We start from the raw sequence: 10,461 nt of genomic DNA, 5'->3' as shown, positions 1-10,461 counted from the left end.
CCGGCGTCGTCGCCGATCAGGCCGCCGCCCGGGAAGATCAGCCGCGGCAGGCTCTGCAGGCCGCCCGCGGCGATCGCGCGCGCACCATAGGCCAGGCGCTTGCCGCCATCGAGATACTTGCGGATCTCGGGGTGGGTCTTGTAGCGCTGCATCTCCTCGAAGGGCGACAGATGCGGGTTGCTGTAGTTGAGCCCGACCACGTAGCCCACCGCCACCAGGTTGTCCTCGAGGTGATAGACGAAGCCGCCGCCGTAGGTGGCGGTGTCCATCGGCCAGCCCGCCGTGTGCACCACCAGGCCCGGGCGATGGTGCTCGGGCTTCACTTCCCACAGCTCCTTGATGCCGATGCCGTAGGTCTGCGGGTCGGCACCTTCGCGCAGTGTGTAGCGGGCCTCGAGCTGCTTGCCCAGGTGGCCGCGACAGCCTTCGGCGAACAGCGTGTACTTGGCGTGCAGCTCCATGCCCGGCTGGTGGTGCGGACCCGGCGTGCCGTCACGGTTCAGGCCCATGTCGCCGGTGGCGACGCCCTTCACCGCGCCCGCCTCGTCGAACAGGATCTCGGCCCCGGCAAAGCCCGGATACACCTCCACGCCCAGCGCCTCGGCCTGCTCGCCCAGCCACTTCACCACGTTGCCCAGGCGCACGATGTAGTTGCCGTGGTTCACCAGGCAATCGGGCAGCAGGCCGTTGGGGGCCTGGCGCGCGCCGGTCTCGGTCAGGAACAGCACCTTGTCCTCGGTGACCGCGGTCTTGAGCGGCGCGCCCCGTTCCTTCCAGTCGGGGATCAGCTCGGTGAGCGCCTGCGGGTCCATCACCGCGCCCGACAGGATGTGCGCGCCGATCTCGGCCGCCTTCTCGATCAGGCACACCGAGACGTCCTGGCCCTTCTCGGCGGCCAGCTGCTTCAAGCGGATCGCCGCCGACAGCCCAGCAGGGCCACCGCCGACGATCAGCACGTCGAATTCCATCGCTTCGCGTTCGATGCTCATGAAAACCAGACTCCGTATGGAAAACCGCTGCTCAGGCGCTCGCCTTCGCTGGCTCGCGCCAGTCCGGCACGATGCCCTGCTCCAGCGCGAACGGCTGGGCCTGGATGGTGCGCCCCTGGAAGGCCGGCGCCGCGTCTGCCGTGGCAAGCCAGCACAGGACGGCTGCCGGCACCTCGGGCGGCGCAACGCCCTTGCGCATTGCCAGAACCCCCTTGTCGCCGATGGTGGCGTGCAGTGCCTCGGTCGTGACCACGCCGGGATTGATCGTGTAGGCACGGATGCCCTGGTCGCCGAACTCGGCCCGCAACACCCCGGAGAGCCGCGATACGGCGGCCTTGCCGGCCCCGTAGGCGTAGCCCCATCCGCCCTTGCCGGCGGCAACCGGAGGATCGCTCTCGCCCGCGCCCGAGGTCACGTTGATCACCGTCGCCCCGCCCTGCTCCAGCATCGCGGGCAGCAAGCACTGCGTCAGGACCACCGGCGCGACGACATAGCCCTGGAAGACCCGCTGCAGGGTGTCGAGTCCAAGAGACATGAAGGGGAGATTGAGATCACTGCCCTGGTAGATCGCGCTATTGACCAGCACATCCACCCGACCGAAGCGAGCCAGCACGGCGGCAGCCGCCGCACGCACGGAATGCTCGTCAAGCAGGTCCATGCGTACCGCCAACGCCTCACGGCCCAAAGCGCGCAAATCCGCCGCGGTTTCCTCAAGGCTGCCGGCGAGCGGACGGCCATCAGCGTGCGTGAGGGCATGCTCATGCGTCTCACCCGGCTCCAGGGTCCGCGCGCTGATCGCCACATCGAACCCTGCACGTGCAAAAGCGAGCGCGGTCTCACGCCCGATTCCCCGGCTTGCGCCGGTGATGAAAGCCACCCTGTTCATGCCAACTCTCCCGCAAGACGCGCCACTGCCAGTCTAACGATGCCCCCCGCCACCACATCGTCGGTTCGGACCATGAAAAACCGGCCTCGAGGGCCGGTTCCACAGTGATTGACACCGGAGGCGCCAATCACAACGTACTCAGAATCGATCGCTGCGGCTCATGCCGTCCATGCCTCCGTCCACGAAGACCACGGTCCCATGGACGAAACTGGCCTGCTCAGACTGCAGGAAGGACACCACGTTGGCGATCTCGTCCGGCGCGCTGTTGCGTCCGATCGGCGCGACGAAGTTGCGAATCGCCTCACCGTAGCGAGGATCTGCCCTTGAGGCATCGAGCAGCGGCGTCTCGACAGCACCCGGCGCGATCACATTGATGCGTATCCCTCTGGCCCCGAGCGGAACGGCCTTCCTGCGCGCAAATACCGTCACCGCGTACTTGGAGCCGGCATACGCGGCCTGAGGCATGGCTATCGCATCGGCCTGGCCCAGGGCGCCGGCCTCGTCACCGGCAAGCATCGCGGCCACCATCGGCATCTTGTCCATGCCAGGATGCACGGAGGCGACCGAACCGATCAGCACGACCGACGGTTTGCTACCACGCGCCAGTGCTTCCTCGAGCCCATCGACAAGCTCCGTCATGCCAAAGTAATTGACGCCGACAATTACGCTACTCGACGGTGCAGTCGGCCCGAGTCCCGCACAACACACGAGTCCGTCGAGCACGCCATCGCATGCCGCCAGCGCTGCCTCTACCGCCGCCTTGCGACCAGCGGCCGTGGACAGATCGGCCACAATATCGGCATGCTGTCGATCTATGCCAATGACACGATGCCCTGCTTTCACCAGTTGCTGGCAGACGGCTGCGCCAATACCGGACGCGGAGCCAGTGACAACGGTAACGGTCATGAGAAACTCCTTCGATGGCCGAGAGGCCGATTGATGTCGGATCAGTATCTCCACCCTATCCTTCGACTCGCATCGTCCAGGCGGACTAAACGCTCCGCCGGGCATTCAGCCTAGAATCGTGCATCGCCACGCCCTTCCAGGAGCGAACGCCATGAGCTCGTTCAAAACCGTCGTCCTCGCCATGCTGCTCGGCAGCTCAGCACTCACCAGCCCGAGCCACGCAGCGGAAACCGCGGCGCAGACCAGCGCGATCCGCTCAACGGTCAGTCCAGAGGCTGCCAGGACGCAGACACTGCTCGACCGCGCTGAAAGCCACCTGCGCGAGAAGGGCGATCAGGCAATGGCCAGTTTCAGCCGTGCAGGGGAATTCGTCGATGGCGAGCTATACGTCTATGTGATCGATATCGAAGGCAATTTCCTCGCCAGCGGCGGAAGCTCGACGACCCTGATCGGACGGAATGTGACCGACCTGACCGACTCGCAAGGCCGTCACTTCATCCGCGAGATCCTGGACGGCGCAAAGGCGCAGCCTGCAGGACGCGTCGAGTACCGCTGGAACAACCCGATCCGCGGTCGCAACGAGCCGAAGATCGCGACCTATCGCCGGGTCGGAGACAGGATTCTCGTCGTCGGCTACTACGCCCCCTATGCGAGCTTCGAACTTGCGAAGTCCCTCGTGTGGCGCGCCGTGCATGAGCTGAATGTGAGTGGCGAGACGGCGATCAGCCGATTCAACAACCTGAACGGCGGCTTCATTCAGGACGATCTGTACGTGTTCGTGATCGGCCTCGACGACGGCATCGTGCGAGCGCATGGGGGCCAGCCGCGCCAGGTCGGGCGCAAGGCCGCAGACCTCACCGACGCGAATGGCAAGCGCTTCCTGCTGGAAATGATCGAAGTGGCGAAGCAGCGTGGCGAGGGCGAGGTCAGCTACACCTTCCGCAACCCGCTGACGCTCAAGAACGAGAACAAGCGGAGCTACATCGTCCGCGTGGGGAACTACCTCGTCGGCGCAGGCGCCTACGTCGGCCCCGCTCAGTAAGCGCCATGCCCCGCGGCGCATCGCGCTGCGGGGCGCAAGACCTCAGTTGTTCCGGCTCAAGGCGGCCACGCTGTTCAGCATGATCCGAACCAGTTCGGTCTGACGCCGGACGCCGGTCTTCGAGAAGATGGAGCGCAGATGCGCGCGCGCCGTGTTGCGCCGGATGTTGAGCGCCTCTGCCGCCTCTTCCAGGGACAGGCCGTTGGCCAGCTCCATCGCCAATGCGGTTTCGGCCGGCGTCAGATTGAACAGCTGTTTCGCCGCAGCGGTGCTGGCGAGGGACTTGCCGGCCGCATCGCGGATATACACCACGGCCGCCGGCTGTCCCTTACCTTCGGCCCACTCCTGCGAGGGAACCGGCTCCACAACGACACCAAGGCTGACCAGGCCGGACGGTCTCGACACGGACATTGCCGAGGCGACCGCAAGCGGGTCACCGGAATGCCGTGCGAAAGCACCGCGGATCAACTGCTGCAGTTCGCGATTGTCGCTCGGGTAGGACGCCTCGAGCCTTCCCCCGACCAGCTTCAACCCATCGTTGGCGGACAGGATCTCCCGCGCGATGAGGTTCTGCTCGAGCACCTTGCCGCTGTCGTCGAGCACGATGGTGCCGACGGACAAGCGGCCGATCGCCTGTGAATAAAGGGTGCCCAGGGACTCGCTGCGGTCGAGCAGATTGTGGATATGCAGCGCCCGGCGCAGATGCGGCAGCAAGGCCTCGCAGCGCGCACGGTCCAATGCGCTGAACTTCGGCGCCGTTTCCGCACGGGTGATGCGGAAGCGCAACTTGCCCGAGTCCGGCGTGGCGATGTCCGCACCCATCACGTGAAACACATCGACCGGTGCACACCAGTGCAGGTAATAGGGCATGCGTCGCCATTCCGCCTCCGTCATCAGGTCCTCGACGGTAAAGACCTTGTCCACCGACTGATTGACGAAGGGCGTCATCGAATGGCCGTAGGGCAGGTAGGTGACCTTGTCGCCCCCTTCCACGCCCACGTCAATCATCATGCCCAGGTTGCTTTCATCGGGACTGCGGAGGATCAGGGTGACGTAGTTGGCCTGGAACAGGACACGAAACATCTCGAGCGCCTCGGCCCAACGCCGACTGTCGAGGGAGGCGTCGTAAAGCGCCGATACGATGCGGTCGTATTGATCGAGTTCCAGTTCAATCTTGTTCAATGCCTTTCCCCCTCAATTCGATTCCGGCGGACCAGGCGGCCCGTCTCCTCAAGTCCCCGAAAGACTCCCCGTCAGTTCCGGCACGGCTTCAAACAAATCGGCGACCAGGCCGTAGTCGGCCACCTGGAAGATGGGCGCGTCAGGGTCCTTGTTGATGGCCACGATCACCTTGGAGTCCTTCATCCCGGCAAGGTGCTGGATGGCGCCCGAGATGCCGACCGCCACATACAGGCCGGGGGCAACGATCTTGCCCGTCTGGCCCACCTGGTAGTCGTTGGGCACGAACCCGGCATCGACCGCGGCACGCGAGGCGCCCAGCGCCGCACCCAGGGTGTCGGCAAGCGGCTCGAGCAGGCGCTGGTAGTTCTCACCGCTACCTATACCGCGACCTCCGGATACGACGATGGCCGCTGCGCCGAGTTCCGGTCGTTCCGACTTGCTCAGCTCGCGGCCGAGCACGCGCGACAGCGCCAGGTCTGGACCTGCCGCCAGCGACTCCACCGCCGCCCCACCGCCCGCAGCAGCGGCATCGAAGGCCGTCGTACGCACCGTCAGCACGTCCACCGCCTGGTCCGACTCGACCGCCACCATGACGTTGCCTGCATAGATCGGGCGCTCGTAACGTCCCGGCGCCGTGATTGCGACGACATCCGACACCGCGGCCACGTCCAGCAGGGCCGCCACGCGGGGTGCCAGATTCTTCCCGAAACTGGTCGCCCCGACAAGCACGGCACGATAGCCGCCCTCACCCGCCACCCGCTGCACCAGCACGGCCAGATTCTCCGCCAGCGGCTCCGCATAATGACCCGCGTCGACCTTCAGCACGCGCGCCACGCCGGCAATCCCCTGCGCCTGCGCCACAGCCGCATCGCACGCCGACCCGGCGACCAGTACGTCGATCTCGCCGCCAAACCGCGTCGCGGCCGTCACGGCATTCAGGCTCGCCGTCGCCAGGCGGCCGTTATCGTGTTCTGCAATGACCAGTGTCTTCATCGTCCGCCTCAGATCACCTTCGCTTCGTTGCGAAGCTTGTTCACCAGCTCGGCCACGTCGGCCACCTTGATGCCGCCCTTGCGCGCCGCCGGTTCGGCATGGCGCACGTTGCGCAGGCGCGGCGCGATGTCGACGCCCAGTTCGGCAACCTGCACCACGTCCAGCGGCTTCTTCTTCGCCTTCATGATGTTGGGCAGGGTCGCATAGCGCGGTTCGTTCAGCCGCAGGTCGGCGGTGACCACCGCCGGCAGCTTCAGCTCGACCGTCTCCAGGCCACCGTCGATCTCGCGCGTCACCGCAAGCACACCGTCGCCTACCACCACCTTCGATGCGAAGGTCGCCTGCGGCCAGCCCATCAGCGCGGCCAGCATCTGGCCGGTCTGGTTGGCGTCGTCGTCGATCGCCTGCTTGCCGCAGATCACCATCTGCGGCTGCTCGCGCTCGGCCACCGCCTTTAGCAGCTTGGCTACGGCCAGCGGCTGCAGTTCGGCATCGGTCTCGACCAGAATGGCGCGGTCCGCGCCCATCGCCAGCGCGCTGCGCAGGGTCTCCTGGCAGGCGCTCGTGCCGCAGCTCACCGCGACCACCTCGGTGGCCACGCCGGCCTCCTTCAGGCGTACCGCTTCCTCGACGGCAATCTCGTCGAAGGGGTTGATCGACATCTTCACGCCAGCCAGTTCGACCCCGCTCTGGTCCGACTTGACCCGCACCTTCACGTTGTAATCGACGACCCGCTTCACCGGGACAAGAATCTTCAAGGTGTTCTCCTTGGGAATTATCGGAATCTGGATGCTGGCTCAGGCCGTGAGTGGCTCGCGGCGCAGCATCACGACATTTGCATCGAAGCTGATCACCTGCTCGTCGCGCTGGTTGAGCAGCTCGAAGCGTGAAACCAGCACGCCACGCTCGGGCCGGCTGCCAGGACTTCGCTCGACGTGGGTGACGCGGGCGCGCAGTTCGTCGCCCGCCACACCCGGCCGGTGAAAACGCAGATTGTCCCAGCCGCGGCCGGCGATCGAGGCCGTCTCATCGGTCGGGATGGTGTGGCTGAGGCGGATCGTCACCGACAGCAGGTGGACGCCGGCCGCGAACAGCTGGCCGATCGGCGATTTCGCCGCCGCAGCTTCGTCCACGTGCGGCGGGAACGGGTCCCACTCGGTCGCGAAGCCCTTGATGTTCTCGGCGGAGAGCAGGTAGCGCTCGGATGATTCGCGCGGCTCGTCGAGGACCACGTCTTCCCAGTAGATCATGCGCTCACTCCCTCTGCGGCCGGGTAATCGGTGTAGCCCGCGGCGCCCGGCGTGTACAAGGTCTTGCGATCGAAGCGGGCGAGCGGCAAGCCGTCCCGCAGACGGCGCACCAGATCGGGGTTGCCGATGAAGTCGCGGGCGAAGGACACCGCGGCGCACTGGCCCATCGCGATCGCTGCATCCGCCGAGATCCCGTCGAAGCTGTCGTTCAGGATCAGCTCGCCGCCGAAGCCATCGCGGGCAAGCGCGAACGCATCGACCTCCGGCGCTTCGGCACGCATCACGTGCGCATAGGCCAGCCCCAGGCCGCTCACCTGCCGCAGCAGCTCGGCATGGGTGGCGACCGTGTCCTCGTCCTGGATGTCGTTGTAACTGTTGCCGACGCGGAAACGCAGGCCCACGCGCCCGGCGCCGATCGCTGCGGCCATCGCCTGCAGGCACTCGACCGCAAAGCGCACGCGATTGGCGACACTGCCGCCGTACCCGTCGGTGCGCTGGTTCGTGCCCGAGCACATGAACTGCATCGGCAGGTAGCCACTGGTGCAGTGCAGCTCGACGCCATCGAAGCCGGCTTCGCGGGCGTTGATCGCCGCCTGTGCGTGCTCGGCCACCACGGCCCGCACCTCGTCGGTGGTGAGCGCGCGCGGCATGTCGTAGGGCTGCATGCCGGCGCTGTCGGTGAAGACCTCGCCCGCAGCGCGGATCGCCGACGGCGCCACGGTGTCGACGCCCTCGCCCTTGATGTGATGGCTGCCGATTCGGCCGGCGTGCATGATCTGCAGCACGATGCGTCCGCCGCGTGCATTCACCGCGTCGGTCACCTTGCGCCAGCCGGCGATCTGCGCCGCGGTGGCGATGCCCGGCTGCCGGCAGTAGGCCTGGCCGGCCGCGCTCGGCCACGTGCCTTCGGCAACGATCAGGCCAGCTTCCGCGCGCTGCGCGTAGTGCTCGACCATCAACGCACCCGGTACGCCCTGCGCATCCGCACGGTTGCGTGTCATCGGCGCCATCACGATGCGGTTGGCGAGGCTGAATTCGCCCAGCTGCACGGGGCTGAAAAGATGGGGAAGCGCTGCCATGGCGGTACTCACAGGGCCGTGACCAGCACCGACGACCGACCGCCATCGACCGGCAGGCTGGCGCCGGTGATGTAGGACGCCTCGTCGCTGGCGAGGAACAGGATCGCGTTGGCGAGTTCCTCCGGCTGGCCCACCCGGCCCATCGGAATCAGCTTTTCGGTGTTCCGGCGCGAGGCCTCGTCGGCCAGCATGCCGGCGGTCGCCGGGGTTTCCACCACCGCCGGGATCACCACATTGACGCGGATGCCATGCGGCGCCCCTTCGGCCGCGGCCGCGCGCGAGAAGTTGTCGATGGCCGCCTTGGCCGCCGAGTAACCGGACATCCACGGCGTGCCGAGCTGACCGCAGATCGAGGACACGTTGACGATCGCGCCGCCCTTGCCCTTCATCAGCCGCATCGCGGTGCGCGTACCCCAGAAGGTGCCATCCACCGAAGTGGCGAAGTTGGCACGCCAGTCGGCGGTGCTCATCTCCTCGATGCTGCCCCAGGTGTAGGCCATGGCGTTGTTCACCAGCACATCCAGCCGCCCATGACGCTGCGCTGCAGCCTCGAGCGCCGCGGTGAAGCCTGCCTCGTCGCTGACGTCCGCCACCACCGCCTCGGCCTTGCCGCCGGCCGCGACGATGCCTGCGGCGACCTCGTCCAGCGGTTCGCGCCGCCGGCCGCACACCACCACGGTCGCGCCTTCCTGCGCCAGCCGCTGCGCGGTCGCCGCGCCAATCCCGCTGCCGCCACCCGTCACGAACGCCACCTTGCCTTGCATACGACCTGCCATGTCCTGTCTCCTTACGGCCGCTGCCACCCAACGCGCAGCGTGCAGCGTGTTGTTTCGATCAGCCTGCCGGCAGTCCGGCCACAATCGACCGACCCCCTGCCTGCAGGCACTTGGGATGTGGGTAGAGGGTAGAAAAACGGGCCTGCTGCGCCATCGTCCGATGGGACTAGCGACAATGGACGAGCATCGGCCGGGACCCCGCCCTTTGCGACGAACACCGGCACACGACGAATGGCGGGCAAGAAAGCCCGCCGTCCGTCGTGTGCGATTGAAGCCGCCGGAGCCTCGGACTCAGCCGGGGAAGCGCACCTTGACGCGCCCGGTGGTGGGCAGCGCCTGGCAGCTCAGCGTCCAGCGCTTGGCCAGGTCCTTGGCATCGAGCACCTCGTTGTGGCGCAGGTGCACCTCGCCCTCGACCACCTGGCACATGCAGGATGCGCACATGCCGGCCTGGCAGGAATGGGGCGCGTTGATGCCGGCCTTGAGCGCGGCGTCAAGCAAGGTTTCGGTGCCGGCGACCTGCAAGGTGTACGCCTCGCCGTCGAGTTCGATCTCCACCTCGGCGCGCTCGACCGTCGTCTCAGGCGCGGGTGCGGCGGCGTTGATGGCGGCGACGTCTTCCTCGTCCGGCAGCGACACGAAGCGTTCGACATGCACGCGCTCGGCTGCCATGCCGGCCTTGTCCAGCGCCGAAACCATCGCATCCATGAACAGGCCCGGACCGCAGATGAAGGCTTCCGCCGCCTTCCACGGCCGGGCCAGCTCGGCGAGCTGCGCCACCGACGGCACACCCTGCACCGAATCGAGCCAGTGAATGACCTGAAGACGGGCCGGGTGCGCCGCCGCGAGCGCGTTCAGCTCGTCGCGGAAGATCACCGAACGCTCGTCACGGTTCGCATACAGCAGGCAGATGCGGCCCTGCCCGTGCGCGAGCGCCGAGCGCAGGATGGAAAACACCGGCGTGATGCCGCTGCCGCCGGCGCACAAGAGGAAGTCGCCCTGCAACGAGGCCGGCGTAAACACACCCGCCGGCGCCATCACCTCGAGCACGTCGCCCGGTCGGACCTGGTCGCACACCCAGTTCGAGCCGCGCCCGCCCTGCACGCGCTTGACCGTCACGCGCAAGGTCTCGTCCAGCGTCGGCGCGCTCGACATCGAGTAACAGCGCGGCAGATGCCGGCCCAGCACAGGCAGGCGTAGGGTCAGGAACTGGCCGGGCCGGTACCTGAAGGTCTCGGCCAGCTCGGGCGGCACCTCGAACACGACCGACTTCGCGTCGTGCGTCTCCTCGGTCACCGCCCTCACCTTGAGGGCGTGATAGCGCTGGGCGGTCATCGTGCGTCGTACTCCCTGCCGAT

Annotated in this window: 11 protein-coding genes; 1 reads left to right on the top strand and 10 read right to left on the bottom strand. The window is 66.9% G+C overall.

Annotated elements, in window-relative coordinates; all coding sequences use genetic code 11:
- The 3 genes from C664_RS08060 to C664_RS08050 all read right to left on the bottom strand — a co-directional run.
- Positions 1 to 983: NAD(P)/FAD-dependent oxidoreductase (locus C664_RS08060; protein WP_038011279.1), on the bottom strand; the 983-nt coding region annotated here is incomplete at its 3' end.
- A gap of 37 nt (positions 984 to 1,020) precedes the next feature.
- Entirely contained in the window at positions 1,021 to 1,875 is an 855-nt protein-coding gene (locus tag C664_RS08055; RefSeq protein ID WP_004257060.1) for an SDR family NAD(P)-dependent oxidoreductase, read from the bottom strand.
- Positions 1,876 to 2,013: 138 nt separating this feature from the next.
- Positions 2,014 to 2,781 carry an SDR family oxidoreductase gene (locus C664_RS08050; RefSeq protein WP_038011249.1) on the bottom strand — a complete coding sequence of 256 codons (768 nt, stop codon included), beginning with the start codon at positions 2,779 to 2,781 and terminating at the stop codon, positions 2,014 to 2,016.
- 151 nt (positions 2,782 to 2,932) lie between these two features.
- On the opposite strand from C664_RS08050, the gene C664_RS08045 reads away from it, so the two are divergent.
- Complete coding sequence (locus C664_RS08045; RefSeq protein ID WP_004257054.1) at positions 2,933 to 3,823, top strand: cache domain-containing protein; 891 nt, start codon at positions 2,933 to 2,935, stop codon at positions 3,821 to 3,823.
- A 42-nt stretch (positions 3,824 to 3,865) separates the two neighbouring features.
- Here the strand turns inward: C664_RS08045 and C664_RS08040 are convergent, their stop codons facing one another.
- The 7 genes from C664_RS08040 to C664_RS08010 all read right to left on the bottom strand — a co-directional run bounded on the left by C664_RS08040 (position 3,866) and on the right by C664_RS08010 (position 10,438).
- Entirely contained in the window at positions 3,866 to 5,005 is a 1,140-nt protein-coding gene (locus C664_RS08040; protein WP_004257049.1) for a helix-turn-helix transcriptional regulator, read from the bottom strand.
- A 48-nt stretch (positions 5,006 to 5,053) separates the two neighbouring features.
- Complete coding sequence (locus tag C664_RS08035) at positions 5,054 to 5,998, bottom strand: electron transfer flavoprotein subunit alpha/FixB family protein (protein ID WP_004257046.1); 945 nt, start codon at positions 5,996 to 5,998, stop codon at positions 5,054 to 5,056.
- A gap of 8 nt (positions 5,999 to 6,006) precedes the next feature.
- Positions 6,007 to 6,756 (bottom strand): electron transfer flavoprotein subunit beta/FixA family protein, encoded by a 750-nt coding sequence (locus C664_RS08030; RefSeq protein ID WP_004257042.1) that lies wholly within the window; start codon positions 6,754 to 6,756, stop codon positions 6,007 to 6,009.
- Between the two features lie 39 nt (positions 6,757 to 6,795).
- A complete protein-coding gene (locus tag C664_RS08025; protein ID WP_004257038.1) occupies positions 6,796 to 7,248 on the bottom strand; it encodes a MaoC/PaaZ C-terminal domain-containing protein in 453 nt (150 codons plus the stop codon).
- The gene (locus tag C664_RS08020; RefSeq protein ID WP_004257035.1) at positions 7,245 to 8,327 is read right to left on the bottom strand and encodes an alkene reductase; all 1,083 of its coding nucleotides are present in this window, start codon (positions 8,325 to 8,327) and stop codon (positions 7,245 to 7,247) included. The genes C664_RS08025 and C664_RS08020 overlap by 4 nt, the downstream gene beginning before the upstream one ends.
- Before the next feature lie 8 nt (positions 8,328 to 8,335).
- Complete coding sequence (locus tag C664_RS08015) at positions 8,336 to 9,103, bottom strand: SDR family NAD(P)-dependent oxidoreductase (RefSeq protein ID WP_038011247.1); 768 nt, start codon at positions 9,101 to 9,103, stop codon at positions 8,336 to 8,338.
- A gap of 291 nt (positions 9,104 to 9,394) precedes the next feature.
- Positions 9,395 to 10,438, bottom strand: a complete 1,044-nt coding sequence (locus tag C664_RS08010) for a ferredoxin--NADP reductase (RefSeq protein WP_004257028.1) — start codon at positions 10,436 to 10,438, stop codon at positions 9,395 to 9,397.
- Positions 10,439 to 10,461: the final 23 nt, after the last annotated feature.

Source organism: Thauera sp. 63, from assembly GCF_000310165.2.
GTDB classification, from domain to species: domain Bacteria; phylum Pseudomonadota; class Gammaproteobacteria; order Burkholderiales; family Rhodocyclaceae; genus Thauera; species Thauera humireducens.
Note: the sequence above shows the minus strand (reverse complement) of the source record. Positions and strands in the feature narration are given on the sequence as shown.

Excerpts from the sequence above, each read along its gene's own strand:
- C664_RS08055 (WP_004257060.1), bottom strand. The coding sequence starts at position 1,875 with ATGAACAGGGTGGCTTTCATCACCGGCGCAAGCCGGGGAATCGGGCGT.
- C664_RS08050 (WP_038011249.1), bottom strand. The coding sequence starts at position 2,781 with ATGACCGTTACCGTTGTCACTGGCTCCGCGTCCGGTATTGGCGCAGCC.
- C664_RS08045 (WP_004257054.1), top strand. The coding sequence starts at position 2,933 with ATGAGCTCGTTCAAAACCGTCGTCCTCGCCATGCTGCTCGGCAGCTCA.
- C664_RS08035 (WP_004257046.1), bottom strand. The coding sequence starts at position 5,998 with ATGAAGACACTGGTCATTGCAGAACACGATAACGGCCGCCTGGCGACG.
- C664_RS08025 (WP_004257038.1), bottom strand. The coding sequence starts at position 7,248 with ATGATCTACTGGGAAGACGTGGTCCTCGACGAGCCGCGCGAATCATCC.
- C664_RS08020 (WP_004257035.1), bottom strand. The coding sequence starts at position 8,327 with ATGGCAGCGCTTCCCCATCTTTTCAGCCCCGTGCAGCTGGGCGAATTC.
- C664_RS08015 (WP_038011247.1), bottom strand. The coding sequence starts at position 9,103 with ATGGCAGGTCGTATGCAAGGCAAGGTGGCGTTCGTGACGGGTGGCGGC.
- C664_RS08010 (WP_004257028.1), bottom strand. The coding sequence starts at position 10,438 with ATGACCGCCCAGCGCTATCACGCCCTCAAGGTGAGGGCGGTGACCGAG.